The sequence below is a fragment of the Rhodobacter sp. 24-YEA-8 genome, assembly GCF_900105075.1.
Taxonomy (GTDB): domain Bacteria; phylum Pseudomonadota; class Alphaproteobacteria; order Rhodobacterales; family Rhodobacteraceae; genus Pseudogemmobacter.
The window spans coordinates 104,128-126,267 of the sequence record NZ_FNSK01000002.1 but is presented as its reverse complement, the minus strand read 5'-3'; the positions used below and the strand labels follow the sequence as shown (position 1 = coordinate 126,267).

Genomic DNA, 22,140 nt, shown 5'->3' with positions numbered 1-22,140 from the left:
TCCTTTCGCGGAGGTCGTGAGCACGGCCCGCTCGCTCATCTTCCCCGACCAGCATAGCGCGCTGCCCCCCCGGCGCCGCGGATATCGGGCTGAGCCGCCGATTGGGTGCGGTATTGGCCCGGAGCGGGGCGGAGGGTATGATCCGTTGCAGTGGCGTTAAATCCTTTTGCGAGGCGCAGTTGCATGGCGCAGCCATTCTGATCATGTGCTGGTGCCGGGACGGTCACGACGATGCGCGCCGCGCGGCCGATATTGGCTGCAAGGTGACGATGCATCCCCGTGATTTTGCGCAGGCGCTGCTGGCCGAAGTGGCAGAGGGCGGCTGGAACATGCGCAGTGCAGGCGGCATAAGCGGTCATGGCCGCTGATCGGGAGAGTACAGAATGACTGAGAGGATCAGGCTTGAAAATGGATCTGTGACGGCGGAAATCGCTGTTATGGGGGCAGAGTTGCGATCGTTGAAACACGGCCCGTGCGAGGTTCTGTGGCAGGCCGACCCGAAGTTCTGGGGCCAGTCGAGCCCGCTTCTCTTCCCGATCTGTGGCCGGGCCATCGACAACCGCGTCAGCGTTGACGGGGTCGATTATCTGATGACCATCCATGGCTTCGCGATGGAAAGCCGGTTCACGCTGGTGGATACCACTCCTGACAGCTGCATTTTCAGGCTTGAGGCCGATGAAACCAGCCGCCGCCTTTATCCTTTCGCGTTCCGGCTGGAACAGAGCTACCGGCTGGAAGCCGACCGGCTTGACTGCCGGACACGGGTTGAAAATACCGGCACCCGGCTGATGCCCTTCAGCTTTGGCTATCACCCGGGCTTTGCCCTGCCCTTGCCGGGTGTGACTGGCGCGCATGAGGTGCGGCTCCTGAACGGTGCCACACCTGCGCCTGCGGAACAGCGCGAGAATTTCCTGACCGGCGGGCAGATCCCATCACCATTTGACGCCGGGCGGCTCGCGATCCGGGACGAGACCTTCTTCCCGTCATCTTCGATCATCCTCGCCGAAGGCGCGGGGGACGGACTGTTTTACGGATCGGGCAACCGGGGTCTGGTGATCCGCTGGCAGGGGCTGGAAAACCTGGTCCTCTGGCGCCCGCAGCAGGCCGGGTTCCTGTGTGTCGAACCCTGGCAGGGCCTGCCTGGACTGATCGGCGCCGGGCCAGAACTGGCGGCACGCCCCTACAGCCTGACCCTCGCCCCGGGTGAGGCGCGGGAATTCGGGCTTTCGGTCGATATGGCGGCGCTTTAACCCCGGTCTTACCTGGCGCCCCGCTCGAAGCTTTCGCCAAGGGCTGCAGGCAGGCTCGCCTTGCGGCCGGCGACCAGCAGAACCAGCATGACCATGGCGAAGGGCAGCATCTGGATCACATCGACCGGCACATTGACGCCCGCGACCTGAAGCGCGGTTGTCATCGAAAGGCTTGCACCAAACAAAAGCGCGCCGCCCAGCACCCAGAGCGGCCGCCCCCGCGCCAGCATCGCAAGCACGATGGCGATGAACCCGTTGCCATGGCTCATGAAGGGGATGAAGACACCCGCCACCGCGACCGACATGAAAGCGCCGCCAAGACCGGCGAGCGCGCCGGTGGTCAGCACCGCCAGGGCGCGGGTGCGGATCACATCGACGCCAGCCGCATCCAGCGCGGCCGGCTTGTCGCCCGCCGCCTGCAGGGCCGATCCGAGATGGGTCATGCGATAGATCCAGGCAAAGATCGCCACCAGGATCACCGCAAGATAGACCACCGGATTATGGTTGAAAAACATCGGCCCGAGGATAGGGATATCGGCGAGGCCGGGGATGCGCCAGCTCTGCATCCCGTCCAGCCTCGGATAGGATCTCGAGAATTGCACGAAATGGAGCAAAGCGGTAAGGCCCTGGACCAGCAGCGTCAGCGCGATGCCGATCACGATCTGGTTCAGCCCCAGGATGACACAGAACACCACCATCAGGCTTGCCACCAGCGCCCCCGCCCCCGCGCCTCCGACAAAGCCGAGGGCGGAACTGCCGCTTGTCCAGGCTGTCAGGAAACCGGCATAGGCCCCGGCGAGGATCATGCCCTCAAGGCCGATATTCAGCACCCCCGCCTTTTCCGAAAGCTGCTCGCCCAGACCCGCCAGCAAAAGCGGAATCCCCGCCATGACGGCGCCAAGGAAGAGCGTGATGAGGAAGGTTTCCGTGAACATCGGGGCCTCAGTCTCTGGCGCGCGCGCGGCGGCGCTTGTCGGCATATTCGGCAAGGCCGAGGGTGATCAGCAACAGCGCCACGATGACAAGCGAGAAGAAGCTCGGGACACCGAGGCGCCGCGCAGCACTTTCGCCACCAATGGTCAGGGCGGAAAACAGGAAGACATAGGCGATGGACCCGAACCCGTTCAGCCGCGCCAGAAACACCAGCGGCACCACGGTCAGGCTATAGGCCGGGTTCCAGTCGGCGCGCACATTGCCCTGAGTACCGAGAATATCGACCGCCCCCGACAACCCCGCAAGCGCCGCCGAGATCGCAAAGACCGCGATGGTCAGTTTCGGCACCGACAGCCCGGCATGGATCGCCGCGCGCGGGTTCGCCCCCACGACCCGCAACCGCATGCCGAATGCCGTCCGCGTCATCATCAGATGCACGAGGATCACCACCACGAGCCCGATGATCAGCCCCGAAGAAACCGTCGTGTCGAAAAGACGCGGCAGCCGTGCCTCGACCGGCAGTGTCCTGGTCTGCGGCGTGGTGGTGGCGGGGTCGAGGAATGCGAGCTTTACCAGCACATTGGCGAAGGAGACGCCGAGAAAGCTCATCATCAGCGTGGTGATGATTTCATTGATGCCCTGATACGCCTTGAGGATCGCAGGCAAGACCGACCAGGCCGCACCCAGCACCGCCCCGATCACCAGGCCCAGCACCAGCACCAGCCAGACCGGCATCCCGGCCGCATAGATCAGCGGCGTCAGCGCAGCGACCAGCACGGCGGCCAAAAGAAACTGCCCGTCGCCGCCGAGGTTCCAGATCCCTGCCCGAAACGCCACGATCAGGCTCGCCGCAATCAGAAGCAGCGGCCCCATTCGGGTCAGCGTCGCCTCGAGGCCCGAGGGCCTCAGGATCGAGCGTTCGACCACGAAAGCGTAATAATCCAGCGGGTTGACCCCCATCGCAATCAGGATCAGCCCGCCAAGCGCCAGCGCCGCAAACAAAGGCCCGATCAAAAGCGCCAGCATCCGGAGCCAGTCGCGGCCCGCGCGCGGCGGCGCAGTCACACTCGTGTCGCTCATAGGCTGTCTCCCGCGCTCATCAGCCGGCCAATGGCGTCGCGCGCGCCGGGTCCGTTCTCCACTATGCCGCGGATCCGGCCCCGGTCGATCACCGCGATACGGTCGGCAAGCTCCAGCAGTTCATCCAGATCGGTCGAGATCAGCATCACGGCCTTCCCCGCCGCCGCCGCCTCGCGGATGCGGGCCCGGGTCGCGCGGATATTCTGCACGTCAAGGCCATAGGTCGGCTTGGCAAAGATCACCGCCTCGGCCGCGCCGGTCAGTTCGCGCGCCAGAAGCACCTTCTGGATATTACCGCCCGAAAGCTTGCCGACCGGGGTCTGCACCCCCGGCGTGCGGATGTCGAATTTCGTCACAAGATCTTCGGCCTGGGCGCGGATCGCCTGCGGGTTCTCGACCCCTTTCTGCCAGAAAGGCGAAGACCCGATCTCTTTCAGAAGGAAATTCACCGAAACCGGGAAAGTGCCAACCGTGCCCTCGCCCAGCCGGTCATCGGTCACATAGCGCAGCCCTGCCGCGCGGCGCCCGCCGACAGTCAGCGCGCCGATCTCGCGCCCGTTCAGCCGCACAGATCCCCCCGACGGCACCTGCCCCGATAGCGCCTCGGCCAGTTCCTTCTGGCCGTTGCCATCGATGCCGGCAAAACCGAGGATCTCGCCCTGATGCACTGCGAAAGTCGCGTCCTGCAGCGGGACACGGCCAGAGCCCGCGGTCAGGCCCCGGACCTCCAGCACCACCGGCCCCAGGGCGCGCGGCTCGCGTGCCGCCGCCTCGTTTTGCCCCGCGCCGCTGCCGAACATCAGCGCGATGATCCGGGCCGTGTTTTCCGCATCGGTATGGGCGCGCAATTCCTCCGGCCCGATCTCGCCCGCGTTCTTGCCGAGGCGCAGCACCGAAATCCGGTCACCATAAGCCAGCGCTTCGTTGAGCTTATGGGTGATGAAGATGATCGCCAGCCCCTCGCCCACCAGGCGCCGCATGAGTTCCCCCAGCGAGACCGCCTCCTGCGGCGTCAGCATTGCCGTCGCCTCATCCAGGATCAGACAGCGCGACCCCCGCATCAGCGCGCGCAGGATCTCGACCTGCTGGCGCTCGCCCAGCGACAGCGTCGCGACCAGCGCGAAAGGATCGACCCGGAGGCCAAGCCGCGCGGCGGTCTCAAGGATGCGCGCCGCCTGGCCCTCGCGGTCGGGGCGTTTCCACCAGCGGCCGCCAAGGGTGAAATTATCGACGACCGACAGCGACGGCACCAGCATCGAATGCTGAAACACCGTGCCGATGCCCAAAGACAATGCATGACGCGGCGAGGTCACGGTAACGCGCTTCGCCCCGATCTCGATATGCCCCTCATCGGGCTGTTGCAGCCCGGAAAGCATCCCCACCAGGGTCGATTTCCCTGCCCCGTTTTCGCCCAGGAGAACATGGACCTCGCCCGCGTAAATCCCGGCACTGACATTGTTATTTGCGATCACGCCCGGATACCGTTTTGTCACGCCTTTCAGCGCAACAACCGGGCCGGGGGTTGCGGATGGCGCATCCGCCATCGCCCCGACAGGTGCCTGCATGGAGTGGTCCTTATGGAATACCCGCAGCTCTTTCGGCCTTGCGGGGCGCATGTCACTGGCGGGCGGGGCCTGATCGACCCCGCCCCTGCAGTCGCAGCTTACTCGACAGTTTTCACCAGGGCATGCACGCTTTCGGCGTCATATTTGGCCTCGACCCTGATCGCGCCGGAAATCACCTCGCCTTTCAGCGCCTCGATCTCGGCCCAGACATCATCGGGGATATTCGCGGTCTTCAGAAGACGCAGACTGTTATCCGAGAGTTTGATGTCATAGTTCTTCTCGCCATAGGTGCCCGCCTTCAGATCGGCAATCATCGCGGAATAGACCGGGGTCAGATCCCAGACCACGGAAGACAAGAGATGACCCTTGTCGATCGAAGTCTTGTCGCCGATCACGTCGATGAAATAGGCTTTGCCGCCATCGGTTGCGGGTGTGGTTTCCACGGCCTGGAGCATCCCGAAAGACGATCCGTTGCCCTGGCCGAAGATAATATCCGCGCCCGAGGCGATCACGGTTTCCGTCACGCGCTTGCCGCCTGCCGCATCGGCATATGCTGCCGGGCCGATCACCGCATAGCGGACCTCGACCCCGGGCTTCTCGGCCTTGACGCCTTCGGCGAAGGCGATGGACATATTGTTCCAGGACGGCGGCTCGCCTGACACCACGATACCGACCACGCCGGTGCGGGTCATCTTGGCGGCCAGACGGCCCGCAAGATAGGCGCCATCCGAGCCGGTCGCGGTATAATCGGCGACTTTGCCCTTCGAGAGCTTGTCGGGCATATCGACAATGGCCACCGGCACGCCAAGCTCTTCGCCGATCTCGGGCGCAGAGGTGTTATAGCCCGAAGCATGGCCGATCAGGAGACCGGCACCGTCTTCGGCCAGTTCACGCAACGTGGGGCGCAGATCGCCATAGCCGAGGTTTTCGGCCACGATGACCTCGATCCCCGCCGCAGCAGCCGCGGCTTTGGCCGCATCGACGCCTTGCTGATTCCAGCCCATATCGGTGCCCATCTCGGGCGCCAGAATTGCAATGGAATCAATCTCATCCGCGGAAGCAACAGCCCCCCAGCCCACAAGGGCGAGTGTAAGAACTGCGCGGCTGACACTGCCGGTAATCGTCTTTTTCATCTCATCTTTCCTTGTTGTCGTTTTACAGTTGACAGTCAGCCGCCGCCCGGATGCCATCCGGTCAGTTGAAACCCGAACACACGGCTTATGATGCAGTTGACCCGCATACGCTCTGTTACGACCCCTGCTCTGGCGTTCGTCACCAGTCTGGCCGGAGCGATGACTGCACCGGCATTTGCCGCGCAGCATAGTGTGGAAATCGCAATAACCAATACCGGAGATGCGGGCCTCGCCTGTGGTGCCGCGATTGCGCATTGGTTCTCGGAAGACCTGGGCCATGCGGCGCCGGGCGAGACCCTGGAATTCAGGTTTGGATATGACCTTACATCCGGCACGGTGTTTCGGCTGAATGATGTTGGCGATGAAATGGCGGTGCAACGGGTCTGGTGCGGTCTTGCGGGCAATGCCTGGCCCACCCGCGCCGAGATCCCGCTGGAGCGGCGGGCGGGCGAGGCCCCTGCGCCGGTCGCGCTGGACTGCGCGGCGGCGGAAGGCACCACCCGCTGCACGGCCAAAGCGGCCGAATGACCGCCCGAACCTGCATCTCTCGCCGCAAAGCTGAACATCAGACCCCTTCCGTTTGAGGGACATCATGGCAGGTATCGTTCGGGAAAACCCCTCTGCCGCCTGCCTGACTTCAGGGAACTTCCCCTGCGGCAGCATAAGAAACCAGGTCCCCGATTGACAGCACAAGAATACGATAACATTATCATACCGTAATACAATGTGAAAAAATCCTTCGCCTGCAGCCTCGCTGAAATTTCCGTCACAGGGCTGAAATTTCATCATATTTCCGGGGCGGGTGCCGGAATTTTATCCGGTGACACCGGAAGAAACAGGAGAATGTCATGCGCAGCGCCATCGTCACCGGGGCAAGCCGCGGCCTCGGAAAAGCCTTCGCCATCGGCCTCGCCCGGGATGGATTCGCGCTCTCCCTCGCGGCGCGCGACGCGAATGCGCTTGAGGAAACGGCGCGCGAGGCACGTGCCGCCGGGGCGCCGCAGGTGATCATCACCGCGACCGACCTCTCACGGCCCGAGGCAGCGGGCGAGGTCGTGCAGGCCACGCTTGATCAGCTGGGCCGGATCGACGCGCTGATCAACAATGCCGGCGCCACCAAACGCGGCGATTTCCTCGCGCTGACGGATGAAGATTTCCTCGAAGGCTTCGCGCTGAAATATCACACAACCGTCCGGTTCTGCCGCGCCGCATGGGAGGCACTGGCCGTCTCAAAAGGCGTGATCGTCAATATTTCCGGCGTCGGCGCCCATACACCCGAACCCGATTTCACCATCGGCGGATCGGTCAATTCGGCGCTGATCAATTTCACCAAGGCGATCTCGAAACGGGCGCAGGGCTCGGGCATCCGCATCAACACGCTCTGCCCCGGCCATATCGTCACCGACCGTCTCGCCCGCCGGATCGAAACCCGGGCGGCGGAACGCGGCATCAGTTTCGCCGCAGCGCAGGAAGAGATGCGTCTCGAACATGGTATTGCCACTTACGGCCAGCCGGACGAGGTCACCAATGTGCTGCGCTTTCTGTGCAGCCCGGCGGCAAGTTATGTCCACGGCACCGTGATCAATGTCGATGGTGGGGCGACGCCCGGACTCTGACCGGGCGGGCTGATGGGCATTCAGCCCTCAGCGGCTTCCTCGGCGAGGCGCTTCTTCAGGATCCCGATCGCCACCTTGCCGGCATTCATCACATGGCGCGCCGCGAGTTTACGCGCCTCCTTCCCCCGTCGCGCCGCAAGATGGTCGACCAGCTCTGCCAGTTCCAGCAGGCTTTCGGCGGTGCGACCAGGCGCCGCCAGCGAGGTCGCGCGCAAGACCATTACCCGCGCGTTCAGCGCGGAGAGGGTATGGCCAAGCGCCTCATTATGGGCACCGAAAATAAGGCTCTCGTAAAAGGCGTTTTTCGCGGTCAGCCGTTCCAGCGGGTCGGTCATATTGCCAATGCCCTTGAGGACCTCGAACGAGGCTTTCAGCGCGGCGATATCTGCATCGGTCGCATTGCGGGTGAAAAGCTCGCAGGCGAGCCCCTCAAGCTCGATCCGGACCTGGTAGATGCCCTCGGCCTGTTCCGGCGTCAGCACCGCCACAATCGGCCCGCGATGCGGTACGACCTGAACGAGGCCTTCGCTTTCCAGCTGGCGCAGGGCTTCACGCACGGCGGTCCTGGACACGCCGGTCATCTCGCAGAGGTCGCGTTCGGTGATACGCTGCCCGGCGGTGAAATAGCCAAGCGCGATCGAATTACGGATGCTCTCGGTTACCGAATGGCGCACCGGCGCGGCGGCCTTGGTCACACGAAATTCCAGCGGAAGGGCTTTGCCGTTCATTCCATACCATCATGATCGGGGCAGCAGCGCAGTGGGCGCCGCCGGCCATATGACAATGTTACTATACGACAATCGCCCCTGGTGAAAGGACCGTCTCTCCGGCGGCGTCGATCACCGAAAGCGCGGCCGCAACTCCGGCGCCCGGGTCGATGCCTTTGACCCCCATCGCGCGCATCCCCCCCGCCATCGCGGCCACCGCGACCAGCGCATAGGTCGGCTTCGCGGTCGGCCCCATATGGCCGATCCGGGTCAGCCGGCCCAGCGTCTCGCCGCGCCCCGAAGACAGCATCACCCCGTAACGCGCCCGGATCAGGGCGCGCAGCGCCGCTTCATCGACGCCCTCAGGCGTGGCCACGGCGGTGCAGGTTGGCGAGGCGATCTCTTCGCGCGCCGGCCAGAGCCGCATACCGGCGGCGACAATCCCGGCGCGACAGGCTTTCGCGGTCAGCGCATGGCGGGCCCAGACGGCCTCTTCGCCCTCGGCCAGATAGACATCCAGAGCGGCATCCAGCGCGTTGATCTCAGAGACGGACGGCGTGAAGGGAAAGCCCTGCCCCGCCAGATGCGCCTGCCGCCAGTCGGCAATCGAGAGGATCGAGTCTTTCGGTGCATCGGGATTGGCGGCGATCTTCGCCCAGCCGCGATCTGACACATGCAAAAGCGACAGGCCCGGCGGGCAGCCGAGGCATTTATTCGGCCCGGTGATGAAAATATCCGCCCCGCAATCTTCGGGCAGCACCTTAACGCCGCCAAAGGCCGAAACCGAATCGACGATAAAGATCTTGCCCCCCGCCCGCACCACCGCGCCGATCTCATCAACCGGGTTCAGCGTGCCCGACGGCGTGTCGTGATGGCACAGTGACACCACCGCCACGTCGGGCCTGGCCGCAAGGGCTTCCGCCACGGCCCCCGCCGTCAACGCCTCGTTATAAGGCACCTCCAGCTCGATCACCTCACCGGCATAGCGCGCCGCCCAATAGCCAAAGCCCTTGCCATAAACCCCCGAGACGAGGTTCAGCACCACATCGCCCCTGGCGATGACCGAGGCAGCGGCGGCCTCCAGCCCCAGCACCGGCTCGCCCTGCAGGATCACCGGCGGCGTGTCGGTATGGAAGGCGCGCTGAACCTTCGCATTGACGCTTTCATAGAAGTCCAGAAACGCCGGATCGTAATCATAAAGCACCGGGCGCGAGAGGGCGCGCAGCACCTCGGGATAGGCATCGACCGGGCCGGTGGTCAGGGTCATAACCGGCGGGGCAATCGGTTTTCTGGTCATTTCAGGCTCCTTTCGGCGGGCGCGTCATGGCGAGGAAGGCCGCGGCATTGTCAGTCTCTTCGATCCCGGTCAGCGCAGCGACCAGCGCGCCGGCATCCGGCACGGCTCCGTTATGGCGAATCTGACCGGCGAGTTTCGCGGCAAGATCTTCGTCGGACAACGGATATTCAAGCCCGCCTTTCGCAGCATCAACGCGGCGGGTGAGACTGCTGCCATCCGCCAGGTCCAGTCTGACCTCCGCCGTCTCCAGTGAAAAGCCCGGATCATCACAAAAGGTCAGCTTCGCGCCAAAGGCACGCAAGACCGGGTCCGCGGCTGCCGCATCGGAAAAGGCTGAAAGCCCGGCCTCGCCGCGGATAAGGCTTACCGCCACCGCATGTTGCGCCGAGACCTGGGCGAGCCGCCCCGAAGTCACGCCGGGCCGGTCGGTGCGCTGTCTGAGCAGCGGATGGCCGGTCAGGGTGACACGCGTGATCTGCGCCGCTTTCAGCTCGTGATGCAGCGCCAGACAGGCCTCGATCACCGGGTTCAGCACCACACCACAGGGATAGGGTTTGAACGTGTTGTGCAAAACCTCCCACCGCTTGCCCAGATCTTCAAAAGCAGTCAGATCGGGGGCATCCGAATGCAGCGCCAAAAACCCCCGCCTGCCCTCCAGCGGTGCCTCCGGGCCGGTAAACTCCCGCTGCGCCAGCAGCGCCCCCATCAGCCCCGCCCGCGCCGCCTGGCCGACCGACAGGCTTTTCGACATCGTTCCCAGCGTTTCCACCGAGCCGGCATTCTGCGCCAGCGCGTGCCCCATGGCATCGACCATCTGCGCCCCGGTCAGCCCGAGGATCTGCCCCGCAGCCAGCGCCGCCCCAAAGGTTCCGCAGGTCGATGTGATATGCCAGCCACGCGCGTAATGCACAGGATGCAGCGCAAGGCCGAGGCGACAGGTCACCTCCATCCCCGTAACAAAGGCCCTGATCAGCGCCTTGCCCGAAACCGGACGCCCCTGCCCCGCCAGGGTTTCCGCCAACGCCAGCACTGCCGGGCCGACCGGCGCGGCAGGATGGATCACGGTCGGGATATGGGTGTCGTCATAGTCGAAAATATTCGCAGCCGCCGCGTTGATATACGCGGCCCAGAGCATATCGGCGCGCTCTTCCCGCCCGATCAGGCTGGCGGTGGCGGGGCCGGAAAATGCCGGCAGCAGCGCGGCCAGCCGGTCAATCGCGCCCTCGCGCGCGCCGCCGATCGCGCAGCCGGTCATGTTCAGGAAAGCCCGCCGTCCCGCAACCCGTACAGTAACTGGCAGCGGGCCGGGATCAGTGGCAAAGGCAGCGATCCGGCGGCTGAGGGACATCAGCCGGCGGCCTTGCCGCGCAGTTCAGTGCCGGCCCAGGCCTCCAGCGGGCGGATGATCTCGGTCATATCGGCGTCGGGGCCAAGCTGGGCTCTGGTGATGGAAAACAGCGTCCTTACCGCATTTCCAACCAGCATCTGACAGCCAAGGCGCTCTGCCTCCTCCAGCGCGAGCCGGATATCCTTCAGCGACAGCGCAATCGCAAAACCAAAATCAAACCCGCGCGACAGCACGAAACGCGGGATCTTGTCCGTGCTGGCCGAGGTCCGCCCCGATCCCGCATTCAGCACCTCGATCATCACATCGGCATCGAGCCCCGCCCTGGCGCCCATCACCATCGCCTCGGAGGTGATCGCAAGCGAGGCGGCCGAGCAGATATTGTTGATCAGCTTCATCACCTGGGCCTTACCGGGTTCATTGGCCACGCGAATGACCTTGCCCAAAGCCAGCAGCAGGGGTTCGACCCGTTCGAAATGCGGCGACGGCCCGGCGGCCATCAGCGCGAGCGTCCCTTTCTTCGCGCCCGCCACGCCGCCCGAAACCGGGCTGTCGATCAGCGCGATGCCGGACGCCGCCAGCACTTCGGCCAGATCCATCTCGGCCTTGGGGCCAGTGGTGGAAAGATCAACCACCCGCGCGACCATGCCGGGATGCGAAGCGATCTCGCGGCCGACCGCCAGCACCACTTCGGGCGTCGGGAGCGAGAGGAAGACCGTCTCTGCGCGGGCGCAAAGTGCCTTCAGGGAACCGGCATCCTCTGCGCCCTGCGCAACCAGCGCAGCCACCGCGCCTGCATCGCGGTCATTCACCAGCAGCGATGCACCGGTGGCGATGATATTCGCGGCCATCGGCCGCCCCATATTGCCCAGACCTACAAATCCAAGGCCCGCAAATCCAAGGCCCGCAAAACCCGTCTCAGCCATCTCGCTCTCCTGTTGCCGCCCCGCCCCTCAGGCAAAGGACCAGCCATTATCCACCGGGATCGCCGCCCCGTTGATCCCCGCGCTCGCCTCACCGCACAGGAAGACCGCCAGCGCCGTCACCGTTTCCATCGGAATGAATTTACCCCCCGGCTGGCGGGTCGCGAGAAACGCGCCTTCCGCCTCCGCCGTGCTGATGCCACGCGCCTCGGCCAGTGCCCTGATCCGTGCCAGCGCCGAATCCGTCGCCATCAGCCCGGGGCAGATCGCGTTGCAGGTGATCCGGGTCTCTGCAAGTTCCAGGGCGACGGTCCGGGTCAGCCCGGTGATCGCATGTTTCGTGGTGACGTAATCGGCGCGACCCGCCAGCGCGATCAGGCTATAGACCGACCCCATATTGATGATCCGCCCCCAGCCCTTCGCCTTCATTCCCGGCAGGCAGGCTTTGATCAGCCGGAAGGGTGCCGAAAGATTGACCTCCAGCGCGCAGTCCCAGTCTGCATCGGGCAGATCCTCGACCCCGGCCATCCGCCGGATCACGGCATTATTGATCAGGATATCTACCCCGCCGAGATGATCTGCGGCCCGTGCGGCAAGCTCCGCCGCTGCCCCGGTACGCGCCAGATCCGTGACGAGACTGCCAGACCCCAGCTCTGCCGCCGCCCCGGCAACCACAGGCGAAACATCGGACAGAAACACCCGGTCGCCCGCAGCGGCAAAGGCCTTCGCCAGCCCCAGCCCAAGGCCTGACGCCGCGCCGGTGATCAGCACACCCCGGCTCATGCGCAAAGCTCCGCGAAGGGGATCAGCGGTGCCACATCAAGGCGTACGGCAATGCCCACTGGCAGCTCTGGCACGGGGGGATAGGCCCGCATCACCAGGGGATCATGGCCCGGTATGATGTGATCCATCGAGGGCGCGAGTGTCGCCAGCCGCTCGAACCCCGCGCGCAGCTGCGCCTCATCCCAAAGGATCGGGAAAGGATTGCGCCGCGCGAGATTGGCATAGAGATGCGTCGCATCCGAGGCGATCAGCACCCGCCCCCGCGCGGTCGGGACCGACACCGCCTGCAGCCCGGCGCTGTGGCCCGGAATTTCATGCAGGGTGATGCCATTGCCCAGATCGTGATCACCACGATGAAACCGGATGCGCCCTGCGTAAAGGCTGCGGATGTAATCGACGATGTTTTCCACATCGAACACACCCCGCGCGGCCGGATCACAGATACAGGGGCCGGTGGCATAGGCCGCTTCGGCCTCTTGCAGATGGAAGGTCGCGGCCGGAAAATCGCCAAAGCCGCCCGCGTGATCGTAATGCAGATGCGTCAGGATCACCGTCTTCACCTGATGCGAATCGATGCCCGTCAGCGCCAGCGCCTCGCGCGCGGTCCGGTGCAGCTGCCGCCCCCGCCGGATTGCGGCATCCGCCCCGAATCCGGTATCGATCACGACGACCTCATGCCCGCGTCGCGCCAGCCAGATGAAGTAATCCAGGTTCGATCCCGCCTCATGCGGATCGGCGGAAACAGCGGCGGCATCCAGGAAATTCTCGCCCGCATGACGACCCGCATGTTCGGCATATCGCAGTGCAAAAAGCTCAAAAACCGCCGCCTCGGCCGGAGGTAAGTGCTGATCCTGCATCGCGGCCCCGCCTCCTCTTTGCGGCTGCCTCATTTGCGGGCAGCGGTGTTTTGTCTATCAGTATGACCGTAATCCTGTCATACAATCTGTTGACAGGTCAAGCGCGCCATGCCTAACCTGAGCGCAGTTCAGCAGGCCCGTCCAACCCGACTGTTTCGGCCCGCGCCCCATCCCCAGCGGAGAATGACATGACCCGTCCCGAATTCGAGGGTGAGCAGTTTCAAAAAGGGCTGCAGGTCCGCCGTGAGGTGCTGGGCGACGCCTATGTCGCGCCCTCCCTTGCCAATGCCGATGAGCTGACCGCGCCCTTGCAGAAACTCGTGACCGAATGGTGCTGGGGAGAAATCTGGACCCGTCCGGGGCTGGAGCGCAAGACCAGATCCTTTCTGAACCTTGGAATGCTGATCGCGCTGAACCGCCCGCATGAGGTCAGGCTGCATGTCCGCGGCGCGCTGAACAATGGCGTGACGGAAGCCGAGATCATCGAAGTGATCCTGCAGGCCGCGATCTATTGCGGCGTGCCGGCGGCGCTCGATGCGATGCGGTCGGCAACCGAGGTGATCCGCCAGATGCGCGATGAGAAATCCGCCGCCGAAAAGACCTGACCTGCTTTCGCCACAGCCCCCGGCACGAGGGGCGCGGCATGTCATCCCAACAGGAGAACACCCCCGTGACACAGGGAAAACCAGATACGATCAACGGCAGGCCGCATCGGCTGAAGACCGGTGCGGAATACAAGGACTCGCTGAAAGACAACCGGCAGATCTGGGTCGGCGGTCGCAAGCTGGCCTCGGTCTATGACGAACCGGCGCTGGCGAAAGGCATCGATACGCTGGCCTCGATGTTCGACGATCAGTTCGACCCGGAATATCAGGACGCGACCACCTATTATGACGACAGGATCGGCGCCGTGATTTCCCGCGCCTGGCAGGTGCCGCGCTCGAAAGAAGACCTCGCCGCGCGGCGCAGGATGATCGAATATACCTCGCTGAAAACCGCTGGCACCTTTGGCCGCCCGCCGGATCTGTCGCCGGCGATTGTGGCCGGGCTTTACGCTTACCTCCCGACCTTCCGGCAGAAGAAATCGATGATCGATGGCATCGACCCCGATTTCGGCGCCAATATCGAAGCCTATATGGAATATGGTCAGAACAACAATCTGACCGCCTCGGAAAGCCTTGCCGGGCCACAGGCCGACCGCTCCTCGCCGAAAGCGTCCGAAGCCTCGATGCTCAAGGTGAAAAAGGTCACGAAAGACGGCGTCTATATCTACGGCGCCAAGACCGTGGGCTCGATCGCCGCCCAGGCCAATGACATTTTCTTCACCAATCTCGGCGGGCTGATGGAGACGCCACCCGAGGCCTGTATCTGGGGGTCCGTCCCGATTGACACGGATGGGATCAAGATGATCTCGCGCGAGATGGTCTCGCAGCCGGAGGCGTCGAAATTCGACCATCCGGTGTCATCCCTGGGCGAAGAAGCCGACCAGTTCATCGTCTTCGACAATGTGTTCGTGCCGAAAGAGCGTCTTTTCAACCTTGGCGACCCGACCGGCATGTCCTGGTATGGCCCGGTCTGCGTCTATGCCCATTGGCATGTGCTGAGCCGCCTTGCCGTCAAGGCCGAGCTCTTCGTCGGCGCAGGGCAGATGGTGCTCGACTATCTCGGCACCGGCAAGATCCCGGCAGTGCAGATGATGCTCGGGCAGCTGATCGAATACGCCCAGACCCTGCGCGCCTTTGTCACCGCAGCCGAGGCTCTGGCGGTGGAGCTGGAAGGTGGCGTCGTGCGCCCCGATGTCGGCATGCTGACCGCAGGGCGGCTTTATTCCATCGAAAACTACCCCAAGATCATCCATATCCTGCAGGAGATGTGCGGCCAGGGTCTCGTCATGCGCTTTGGCAAGAACGCGTTCGATAATCCCGATGTCGGCCATTTCCTGCATGAGCTGCTGCCCGGCCATGGTGTCTCTGCCATGGTCAAGGAACAGCTGATGAACTTCATCTGGGATATGACCTCCGGCTCGCTGGCCGGCCGCGTGGCGCTTTTTGAGAACGTCAATGCGACACCGGCACCCGCTTTGCGCGCCCGCCTCTATAACGAGGTCAAGCGCGATGCCTATGTCGCCCAGGTGAAAAAGATCGCCGGGATCGAATGACCCCCGCCTTCCCCGCCCGGTTCAGTCACGGGCGGGGCCATTGCGGATTCTGGCCCGGGTGCTGCCATGCAATATGAAGACCTGATCAACCGTTTTTACGCCGCCTATGTCGCGCGCGACGCGCAGGGTGCTGCCGCGCTTTATGCGGCTGATGGCCGCCATGAAGAGGTCGCCATGGGCAAATCACGGCAGGGGCGCGAGGCGCTGGCCGAGGGGCTGGACGGCTTCTGGCGCATGCTCCCCGATGTCACCTGGTCGCGCCAGGGCTATATCCGCGCAGGGGATCACGTCGCGGTGCCCTATCATATGACCGGCACCTTCACCCGCAAGGATGACAGAAAACGCCCCATTGCGCTGGACGGGCTGCATCTGTTTGAAATCCGGGATGGGGTGTTCGCGGTCACCAGGGACCTCTGGGATCTCGACCTTTTCAAAGCGCAGATGGGCTGAGACAATGCAGGAACTCGCCACACTCGACGGCATTGCCACCACAAAGCTGCTTGATGATTTCGAGATCACCCCCTCCGAGGTGCTGGAGGCCGCGATTGAACGGATCGAGCGGCTGAACCCAAAGCTGAATGCGGTCGTGCACAAGCATTTCGACCTCGCCCGCGGGCAGGTCGCTGAATATGCATCCGCCAAAGGCTTCCTGCCCTTCAGCCCGCTGGCCGGGGTACCGATGCTGTTGAAGAACACCGGGTTCGAAGCGGAGGGGATGCTCCTCTCCTCTGGCTCGGAGCTGTTGCGCGGCGTGGTAAGCCAGCGCGATTCCACCATCACCGCGCGCTACAAGGCCGCCGGAATGGTGATCCTCGGCAAATCCAACACGCCGGAATTTGCGCTTTCCTTCACTTCGGAACCCGAGGCCTTCGGCCCGACCCGCAACCCCTGGGATCTGTCCCGCACCGCAGGCGGATCATCGGGCGGGTCCGCCGCTGCCGTCGCCTCCGGCATGGTGCCGCTCGCGAACGCGTCCGATGGCGCCGGATCAACCCGCCTGCCCGCCAGCCATTGCGGGCTTTTTGGGTTCAAACCCTCGCGCCTTGTGAACCCGGTCGGGCCGGTGGCGGCCGAAGCCATAGGCGGCATGTCGACGCCTCATGCGGTAACCTGGTCGGTCCGCGACAGCGCCGCGATGCTCGACATCACCGCCGGGGCCGATATCGGCGATCCCTGGGCCTCACCCGCGAAACCAGGCTACCTGGCTGCGCTCGACCAGCCGACCGGCCATATGGTGATTGCAGTGGTGACCAAATCGCCACTTGGCGAGGCCATCGATCCCGAGATGATCCGAGTGACCAATGAGGCCGCGCGTTTCCTGAAAGACTGCAACCATACCATCATCCCGGTCCCCGATATGGGCTATGATGCGGCCGCGCTGAAGACAGCCTGGCGCCAGGTCGTCGGCACCAATGTCGCGCTTGGTGTGACCGGTGGAGATCCGACCTCGCCCCGCCTCGCACAGCTGGAAGAGGTTAATCGCGAATGGGTGCGCGAGGCGCTGTCCCTCTCCGCCACCACCTATCTCGCGGCAGTGCAGACCCTTCATGCCACCGCCCGCGCGCTTGGCCGTTTCTTCTCGCGTTTCGACGCCGTGCTGACCCCGGCCGCGTCTGAACCCGCGCCGCCCATTGGCAAACTCGCAGGTCACGGCCAGAGCCTCGACGCCTTCTATGACCAGTTCTGGTCCCATTCCCCCTTCACCGCCGTCTTCAACGCCTCGGGCTGCCCCGCAATGTCGGTGCCCTTTGGCACCAGCGCGGACGGGTTGCCCATCGGCATCCATATCGGTGCCGGTTTCGGCAATGACACGATGCTGCTGCAACTGGCGCGCGACATCGAATACGCGCTGCCCTGGGCCAACCGCCGCCCGGCGATTTTCGGGTGAGCGGGATGAAGACAGAGACCATCCTTGCCCTTTCCGCCCGTGAAACCGCTTCGCGGGTCGCATCGGGCGATCTCACCGCCCGTCAGGTGCTTGAGGCGCATCTGGAACATATCGCCACCACCGATGGCCCGATCATGGCCTGGCAATATCTCGACCCCGCTCAGGCCCGGGCCGCCGCCGATGTGCTGGACCGGCGCGGCGCGAAAGGCCCGCTTGCGGGGGTGCCGGTCGGCGTCAAGGATGTGATCGACACCAGAGACATGCCCACCGGTTACGGCACAAAGGTCTATGACGGGTTCCGGCCACCCTGGGATGCGGCAGCGGTCTCGCTGACCCGGTCTGCAGACGGGCTGATCCTCGGCAAAACCGTCTCGACCGAGCTTGCCATGGCCAGCCCCAACAAGACCCGAAACCCGCATAATCCGGCCCATACGCCGGGCGGGTCTTCCTCGGGGTCCTGCGCTGCCGTGGCCGCCGGCCATGTGCCGCTGGCTTTTGGCACGCAAACTTCCGGCTCGGTGATCCGACCGGCGAGCTATTGCGGCGTCACTGCGCTGAAACCCTCTTTCGGGCTGATCAATACGGTCGGGATCAAAGTGCTCTGCCACAGCCTCGACACGCTGGGGGTCCTTGCGCGCGGGATTGAAGACGCCGCCCATGCAGCCTCGGTGCTTTCGGGGTATAAGGCCCTCGCGACCCTTACCCCCCCTGCCCGCCCGCGCCTCGCGGTGCTGCCTGGCACGCGGCTTGAAAAGGCCGATCCGGCAAGCACAGAGGCGGTCTTACGCCTGAAGGCCCAAGCGGAACAGGTCGGCGCCGAGGTCACCCTTCTCGATCCGCCCGACTGGTATGACGGTATCTTCGACCTGCATGAGGCGGTGATGGGCTGGGAAGTGACGAACTCGCTCGCCCCCGAGATCCGTGATCACTGGCAAGACCTCACCCCCGTCACCCGCGCCATGCTGGAGGACCAGGGTCGCGTGACGGAACCGCGCTACCGAGCCGCACGGGAACGGCTCCCCGCCCTTCGCGCCCGGATGGATGATCTGCTGTCGCGGTTCGACGCGACCCTCACCCTCGCTGCGCCCGGCGAGGCGCCGGAAGGCACCGCCACGGGTGATCCGATCTTCAACCGGCTCTGGAGCGTCTTGCAGGTGCCGCTGATAAACCTGCCCGGCGCCACCGGCCCCGGGGGCCTGCCGATCGGCGTGCAGCTTGTGGGCGCGCGCGGGGCCGATCACCGGCTGGCCTCTGCAGCGCTTTGGCTGGAACAGACGCAAAAGGCGCTTCCATGACCCATGGCCCAACCCGGCCCCATGAGCCAGATCCGCTGACAGATGATTTCCGCGCCGCAATGCGGCTCCTTGCGGCGACTGTGAACATCATCACCGCGGGCGAAGGCCCTGCCCGGCGCGGGCTCACCGCCACTGCGGTCTGTTCGATGTCGGTCACCCCGCCCTCGATGCTGGTTTGCGTTAACCGGGGCGGCGCGGCGCATCGTGCCATTTCAGACACGGGCAGTTTCTGCGTCAATATCCTCGCCGATCACCAGCGCGAGGTGGCACAGCGCTTCGCCGGCCAGACGGGCGATCTCGGCGAGGACAAATTCGCCCCGCATGGCTGGACCACCCTCGCCACAGGCGCCCCGGCGCTGGACGGCGCGCTGGTCAATCTCGACTGCGAAATCGCCTCCGCGACCGAAACAGGCAGCCATTCGATTTTTATCGGTGAGGTCCGGGCGATCCGCTATGCACCCGCGCCGTCGCCTTTGTTGCATTTCAACCGCAGCTTCTTCACCCTCGCCCATACGACCGCGCTCTGACAGCGCCCCATCAGGAAGGATCTCCCCATGGCCATCAGTGACGCGCATTTCCTCAGGGGCTGGAAAGAGGTGCTGACCGCGTGCAAGCTGAAACCCGGCGAGCAGGTGACGGTTCTTACCGGCGACGACTCGAACCGCCAGATCGCCTATATCGCCAAGCTCGCGGCCTCGGATCTCGGCGCGGTGGTGACGGAACTGAACCTGCCGGTGATGAATGGCGAAAAGGCGCTTTCGCCGGATAAATCCGGCTATGTCGGCAAGACCGCACTGGAGCTGAACTCGGCGGCCCTCGCCTGCCTGAAAGCGTCCGATCTGGTGATCGACACGCTGCAACTCTTGTTCTCAAAGGAGCAGGAAGAGGTGCTGAAGGGCGGCACCCGCATGCTGCTGGCGGTAGAGCCGCCCGAGATCATGATGCGCCAGATCCCGCGCCCGGAAGACAAGCTCCGCGTGCTGGCGGCGGCGAAGAAAATCGGTGCCGCGAAAGAGATGCATGTGACCTCGGCCGTCGGCACCGATTTCCGCTGCAGGCTGGGGCAATACCCGGTGCTGACGCAATATGGCCTCGCCGATGAGCCGGGCCGCTGGGATCACTGGCCGTCCTGTTTCTCGGCCCGCTGGCCCGATGAGGGTTCTGCCGAGGGCACCATCGTGATCGATGAGGGCGACATCATCCTGCCCTTCAAACATTACGCCCGCGAACAGGTCTTCGTGACCATCGAGAAAGGTATGATCGTCGATATCAAAGGCCGGACTGAGGCGGAGTTCATGCGCAAGTTCATGGAAAGCTTCAACGATCCCCGCGCCTATGCGATGGCGCATGTCGGCTGGGGGCTGGAAAACCGCGCACATTGGACGGTGCTGGGCCTTTACAACCCGCAATCGCAGCTCGGCATGGATGCGCGGTCCTTCGCAGGCAACTTCCTCTGGTCTTCCGGGCCGAATACCGAGGCCGGCGGCGACCGCGACACGCCCTGCCATCTCGATATTCCGCTCAGGAACTGCTCGGTCTCGCTGGATGGTGAGGCGATGACCATTGACGGCGTGGTGCAGCCCGCCGACCAGAAATAGGGACCAGAAATAGGCCATGCGCTTTGATCTTGCGATTGTCGGTGGCGGCTCTGCCGGCGCCCTGCTGGCGGCACGGCTGTCGGAAGACCCCGCACGGCAGGTGGTGCTTATCGAGGCCGGGGGCGAGCCGACAGATCCCGACATCCTCAATCCACAGATGTGGCCCCTGATCCAGCATCGCGACTATGACTGGGATTACCGCACCACGCCGCAGCCGGGGCTTGCCGGGCGCTCGCTCTCCTGGGCGCGCGGGCGGGGGCTTGGCGGCTCGTCAATGCTGCATGCGCTTGGCCATTTCCGGGGCTGTCGCGAGGATTTCGCCACCTGGGAGGAGGCGACCGGCGATCCCCGCTGGTCCTGGGAGGGTCTTTTGCCCGCGTTTCTCGCCATCGAGGATCATACGCTTGGCGGCGATGGTATCCATGGCAAAGGCGGCCCGATGCCGGTCTGGCTGCCCGGCGACGAGGTCTCTCCCCTCGCCCGCGCCTTCATCGAGGCCGGGGCCGGGCTGGGGCTGAAACGTCTGAACGGCCATAATACCGGCGAGATGATCGGGGTCACACCCAATTCGCTGATGATCCGCCATGGCCGCCGTGTCACAACCGCCGAGGCCTGGCTGACGCCTGCAGTGCGGGCGCGCGCGAGCCTGACAATCCTCACCGGCACGCTGGTGACCAGCCTCACCCTGCGCGGCTCACGCGTCACAGGACTGGAGACCTCTGCGGGTCGAGTTGAGGCCGATCAGATCATCCTCTCTGCCGGCGCTCTGGAAAGCCCGGCCCTCCTGATGCGCTCCGGCATCGGGCGGGAAGAGGTGCTGGCAGCTGCCGGGGTCCCCTGCCATCTTGCAGTGCCACAGCTGGGGCAGAACCTGATGGACCACCTTCTCGGCGCCGGCAATCTCTATGCGGCAAAGCGTATGGTGGCGCCCTCAAGGCTCCAGCATTCCGAAAGCATGACCTATATGCGGGCGGAAGGTTTCACCGCCACCGGCCAGCCGGAGATCGTGGTCGGTTGCGGCGTGGCGCCGATCACTTCCGAGATGTTTGATCGCCCTGCGCCGGGCACCGCTTACAGCTTGCTGTTCGGCGTGACACATCCGACCAGCCGGGGCGAGATCCGCATAACCGGCCCCTCGCCCGCCGATCCGCTGGTGATCGAGCCGCGCTATCTTTCAACCGGCAATGACCGCCGCCTTTTCCGCGAGGCGCTGAAAGCCGCCCGCGAGATCGGCGCCAGGCCCGAACTCGACGCCTGGCGCGATCATGAAATCCTGCCGGGACCGGTATATACAGATGCGGACCGGGATGCCTTTATCGCGCGGGCCGCGATCACCCATCACCACCCGTCCGGCACCTGCCGCATGGGGCGCGATGCGGGGGCAGTGACCACACCCGATCTGAGGCTGAACGGTATCGACAATCTTGCAGTGGTCGATGCCTCGGTGCTGCCCGCCCTGACCGCAGGCCCGATCCATGCTGCGGTCCTGGCCATTGCCGAGACCTTTGCACGGGGCGTCATTGAGACAGCCTGAGCACGCGACCGACCATGAGCCTTTTCACGGCAATGGTGACCGGTCTCCAATAAGCCCTGAATTTACAAAAGCGCGCCGCTATCTGCGCAGAAAACTGTCCAGTCAATCAAGTGAACATCTGTGCCGATCACGGCTGCTGCGCGTATCATATCGCTTCCTCATGCGTCCCGGACCCGCA

The 22,140-nt window shown here is 64.4% G+C and carries 22 protein-coding genes; 12 read left to right on the top strand and 10 right to left on the bottom strand.

The window, feature by feature from the left end; all coding sequences use genetic code 11:
- Window positions 1-137 precede the first annotated feature (137 nt).
- Window positions 138-368, top strand: coding sequence for a hypothetical protein (locus BLW25_RS17085; RefSeq protein WP_092902400.1), 231 nt, complete (start codon window positions 138-140; stop codon window positions 366-368).
- A gap of 15 nt (window positions 369-383) precedes the next feature.
- Window positions 384-1,250: an aldose epimerase family protein gene (locus BLW25_RS17080; protein ID WP_092902398.1), complete on the top strand. Its 867-nt coding sequence runs from the start codon at window positions 384-386 to the stop codon at window positions 1,248-1,250.
- Between the two features lie 8 nt (window positions 1,251-1,258).
- Here the strand turns inward: BLW25_RS17080 and BLW25_RS17075 are convergent, their stop codons facing one another.
- The 4 genes from BLW25_RS17075 to BLW25_RS17060 all read right to left on the bottom strand — a co-directional run bounded on the left by BLW25_RS17075 (window position 1,259) and on the right by BLW25_RS17060 (window position 5,961).
- Window positions 1,259-2,185, bottom strand: a complete 927-nt coding sequence (locus BLW25_RS17075; protein WP_092903073.1) for a putative B6 ABC transporter permease subunit 1 — start codon at window positions 2,183-2,185, stop codon at window positions 1,259-1,261.
- Between the two features lie 7 nt (window positions 2,186-2,192).
- Entirely contained in the window at window positions 2,193-3,263 is a 1,071-nt protein-coding gene (locus BLW25_RS17070; protein WP_092902396.1) for a putative B6 ABC transporter permease subunit 2, read from the bottom strand.
- On the bottom strand, window positions 3,260-4,828 hold the full coding sequence (locus tag BLW25_RS17065; RefSeq protein ID WP_216279405.1) for a putative B6 ABC transporter ATP-binding protein: 1,569 nt from the start codon (window positions 4,826-4,828) through the stop codon (window positions 3,260-3,262). Before BLW25_RS17065 ends, BLW25_RS17070 begins: the two co-directional genes overlap by 4 nt.
- Before the next feature lie 98 nt (window positions 4,829-4,926).
- On the bottom strand, window positions 4,927-5,961 hold the full coding sequence (locus BLW25_RS17060; RefSeq protein ID WP_092902394.1) for a putative B6 ABC transporter substrate-binding protein: 1,035 nt from the start codon (window positions 5,959-5,961) through the stop codon (window positions 4,927-4,929).
- A 159-nt stretch (window positions 5,962-6,120) separates the two neighbouring features.
- Between BLW25_RS17060 and BLW25_RS17055 the strand changes: the two genes are divergently transcribed.
- Window positions 6,121-6,489 (top strand): hypothetical protein, encoded by a 369-nt coding sequence (locus tag BLW25_RS17055; protein WP_092902392.1) that lies wholly within the window; start codon window positions 6,121-6,123, stop codon window positions 6,487-6,489.
- A gap of 320 nt (window positions 6,490-6,809) precedes the next feature.
- Window positions 6,810-7,577, top strand: a complete 768-nt coding sequence (locus BLW25_RS17050; protein ID WP_092902390.1) for an SDR family oxidoreductase — start codon at window positions 6,810-6,812, stop codon at window positions 7,575-7,577.
- A 20-nt stretch (window positions 7,578-7,597) separates the two neighbouring features.
- Here BLW25_RS17050 and BLW25_RS17045 read toward each other — a convergent pair whose 3' ends face one another.
- The 6 genes from BLW25_RS17045 to BLW25_RS17020 all read right to left on the bottom strand — a co-directional run bounded on the left by BLW25_RS17045 (window position 7,598) and on the right by BLW25_RS17020 (window position 13,489).
- Window positions 7,598-8,305 carry a GntR family transcriptional regulator gene (locus BLW25_RS17045; protein WP_092902388.1) on the bottom strand — a complete coding sequence of 236 codons (708 nt, stop codon included), beginning with the start codon at window positions 8,303-8,305 and terminating at the stop codon, window positions 7,598-7,600.
- A 61-nt stretch (window positions 8,306-8,366) separates the two neighbouring features.
- Complete coding sequence (gene ppaT / locus BLW25_RS17040; protein ID WP_092902386.1) at window positions 8,367-9,581, bottom strand: pyridoxamine--pyruvate transaminase; 1,215 nt, start codon at window positions 9,579-9,581, stop codon at window positions 8,367-8,369.
- A 1-nt stretch (window position 9,582) separates the two neighbouring features.
- Window positions 9,583-10,929 carry an MmgE/PrpD family protein gene (locus tag BLW25_RS17035; protein ID WP_092902384.1) on the bottom strand — a complete coding sequence of 449 codons (1,347 nt, stop codon included), beginning with the start codon at window positions 10,927-10,929 and terminating at the stop codon, window positions 9,583-9,585.
- Window positions 10,929-11,852, bottom strand: a complete 924-nt coding sequence (locus tag BLW25_RS17030) for an NAD(P)-dependent oxidoreductase (protein WP_092902382.1) — start codon at window positions 11,850-11,852, stop codon at window positions 10,929-10,931. The genes BLW25_RS17035 and BLW25_RS17030 overlap by 1 nt, the downstream gene beginning before the upstream one ends.
- 27 nt (window positions 11,853-11,879) lie before the next feature.
- Window positions 11,880-12,632, bottom strand: a complete 753-nt coding sequence (locus BLW25_RS17025; RefSeq protein WP_092902380.1) for an SDR family oxidoreductase — start codon at window positions 12,630-12,632, stop codon at window positions 11,880-11,882.
- Window positions 12,629-13,489 carry an N-acyl homoserine lactonase family protein gene (locus BLW25_RS17020; RefSeq protein ID WP_092902378.1) on the bottom strand — a complete coding sequence of 287 codons (861 nt, stop codon included), beginning with the start codon at window positions 13,487-13,489 and terminating at the stop codon, window positions 12,629-12,631. The genes BLW25_RS17025 and BLW25_RS17020 overlap by 4 nt, the downstream gene beginning before the upstream one ends.
- 188 nt (window positions 13,490-13,677) lie before the next feature.
- Here BLW25_RS17020 and BLW25_RS17015 point away from each other — a divergent pair, with 188 nt between their 5' ends.
- The 8 genes from BLW25_RS17015 (at window position 13,678) to BLW25_RS16980 (ending at window position 21,962) form a co-directional block, all read left to right on the top strand.
- Window positions 13,678-14,094 carry a carboxymuconolactone decarboxylase family protein gene (locus BLW25_RS17015; protein ID WP_092902376.1) on the top strand — a complete coding sequence of 139 codons (417 nt, stop codon included), beginning with the start codon at window positions 13,678-13,680 and terminating at the stop codon, window positions 14,092-14,094.
- 65 nt (window positions 14,095-14,159) lie between these two features.
- Window positions 14,160-15,647 (top strand): 4-hydroxyphenylacetate 3-hydroxylase N-terminal domain-containing protein, encoded by a 1,488-nt coding sequence (locus BLW25_RS17010; RefSeq protein ID WP_216279404.1) that lies wholly within the window; start codon window positions 14,160-14,162, stop codon window positions 15,645-15,647.
- A 66-nt stretch (window positions 15,648-15,713) separates the two neighbouring features.
- The gene (locus BLW25_RS17005) at window positions 15,714-16,097 is read left to right on the top strand and encodes a nuclear transport factor 2 family protein (protein ID WP_092902372.1); all 384 of its coding nucleotides are present in this window, start codon (window positions 15,714-15,716) and stop codon (window positions 16,095-16,097) included.
- 4 nt (window positions 16,098-16,101) lie between these two features.
- Complete coding sequence (locus BLW25_RS17000) at window positions 16,102-17,535, top strand: amidase (RefSeq protein WP_092902370.1); 1,434 nt, start codon at window positions 16,102-16,104, stop codon at window positions 17,533-17,535.
- 5 nt (window positions 17,536-17,540) lie between these two features.
- Window positions 17,541-18,830 carry an amidase gene (locus BLW25_RS16995; RefSeq protein WP_092902368.1) on the top strand — a complete coding sequence of 430 codons (1,290 nt, stop codon included), beginning with the start codon at window positions 17,541-17,543 and terminating at the stop codon, window positions 18,828-18,830.
- Entirely contained in the window at window positions 18,827-19,357 is a 531-nt protein-coding gene (locus BLW25_RS16990) for a flavin reductase family protein (protein WP_092902366.1), read from the top strand. The genes BLW25_RS16995 and BLW25_RS16990 overlap by 4 nt, the downstream gene beginning before the upstream one ends.
- A gap of 27 nt (window positions 19,358-19,384) precedes the next feature.
- On the top strand, window positions 19,385-20,428 hold the full coding sequence (locus BLW25_RS16985) for a 2,5-dihydroxypyridine 5,6-dioxygenase NicX family protein (RefSeq protein WP_092902364.1): 1,044 nt from the start codon (window positions 19,385-19,387) through the stop codon (window positions 20,426-20,428).
- A gap of 16 nt (window positions 20,429-20,444) precedes the next feature.
- Entirely contained in the window at window positions 20,445-21,962 is a 1,518-nt protein-coding gene (locus BLW25_RS16980; protein WP_092902362.1) for a GMC family oxidoreductase, read from the top strand.
- The last annotated feature ends 178 nt before the right edge of the window (window positions 21,963-22,140 follow it).

What these genes read in the sequence shown, in the direction of transcription:
- BLW25_RS17085 (WP_092902400.1), top strand. Translation starts at nt 138, where the DNA reads ATGATCCGTTGCAGTGGCGTTAAATCCTTTTGCGAGGCGCAGTTGCAT.
- BLW25_RS17080 (WP_092902398.1), top strand. Translation starts at nt 384, where the DNA reads ATGACTGAGAGGATCAGGCTTGAAAATGGATCTGTGACGGCGGAAATC.
- BLW25_RS17075 (WP_092903073.1), bottom strand. Translation starts at nt 2,185, where the DNA reads ATGTTCACGGAAACCTTCCTCATCACGCTCTTCCTTGGCGCCGTCATG.
- BLW25_RS17070 (WP_092902396.1), bottom strand. Translation starts at nt 3,263, where the DNA reads ATGAGCGACACGAGTGTGACTGCGCCGCCGCGCGCGGGCCGCGACTGG.
- BLW25_RS17065 (WP_216279405.1), bottom strand. Translation starts at nt 4,828, where the DNA reads ATGCAGGCACCTGTCGGGGCGATGGCGGATGCGCCATCCGCAACCCCC.
- BLW25_RS17060 (WP_092902394.1), bottom strand. Translation starts at nt 5,961, where the DNA reads ATGAAAAAGACGATTACCGGCAGTGTCAGCCGCGCAGTTCTTACACTC.
- BLW25_RS17055 (WP_092902392.1), top strand. Translation starts at nt 6,121, where the DNA reads ATGACTGCACCGGCATTTGCCGCGCAGCATAGTGTGGAAATCGCAATA.
- BLW25_RS17050 (WP_092902390.1), top strand. Translation starts at nt 6,810, where the DNA reads ATGCGCAGCGCCATCGTCACCGGGGCAAGCCGCGGCCTCGGAAAAGCC.
- BLW25_RS17045 (WP_092902388.1), bottom strand. Translation starts at nt 8,305, where the DNA reads ATGAACGGCAAAGCCCTTCCGCTGGAATTTCGTGTGACCAAGGCCGCC.
- ppaT (WP_092902386.1), bottom strand. Translation starts at nt 9,581, where the DNA reads ATGACCAGAAAACCGATTGCCCCGCCGGTTATGACCCTGACCACCGGC.
- BLW25_RS17035 (WP_092902384.1), bottom strand. Translation starts at nt 10,929, where the DNA reads ATGTCCCTCAGCCGCCGGATCGCTGCCTTTGCCACTGATCCCGGCCCG.
- BLW25_RS17030 (WP_092902382.1), bottom strand. Translation starts at nt 11,852, where the DNA reads ATGGCTGAGACGGGTTTTGCGGGCCTTGGATTTGCGGGCCTTGGATTT.
- BLW25_RS17025 (WP_092902380.1), bottom strand. Translation starts at nt 12,632, where the DNA reads ATGAGCCGGGGTGTGCTGATCACCGGCGCGGCGTCAGGCCTTGGGCTG.
- BLW25_RS17020 (WP_092902378.1), bottom strand. Translation starts at nt 13,489, where the DNA reads ATGCAGGATCAGCACTTACCTCCGGCCGAGGCGGCGGTTTTTGAGCTT.
- BLW25_RS17015 (WP_092902376.1), top strand. Translation starts at nt 13,678, where the DNA reads ATGACCCGTCCCGAATTCGAGGGTGAGCAGTTTCAAAAAGGGCTGCAG.
- BLW25_RS17005 (WP_092902372.1), top strand. Translation starts at nt 15,714, where the DNA reads ATGCAATATGAAGACCTGATCAACCGTTTTTACGCCGCCTATGTCGCG.
- BLW25_RS17000 (WP_092902370.1), top strand. Translation starts at nt 16,102, where the DNA reads ATGCAGGAACTCGCCACACTCGACGGCATTGCCACCACAAAGCTGCTT.
- BLW25_RS16995 (WP_092902368.1), top strand. Translation starts at nt 17,541, where the DNA reads ATGAAGACAGAGACCATCCTTGCCCTTTCCGCCCGTGAAACCGCTTCG.
- BLW25_RS16990 (WP_092902366.1), top strand. Translation starts at nt 18,827, where the DNA reads ATGACCCATGGCCCAACCCGGCCCCATGAGCCAGATCCGCTGACAGAT.
- BLW25_RS16985 (WP_092902364.1), top strand. Translation starts at nt 19,385, where the DNA reads ATGGCCATCAGTGACGCGCATTTCCTCAGGGGCTGGAAAGAGGTGCTG.
- BLW25_RS16980 (WP_092902362.1), top strand. Translation starts at nt 20,445, where the DNA reads ATGCGCTTTGATCTTGCGATTGTCGGTGGCGGCTCTGCCGGCGCCCTG.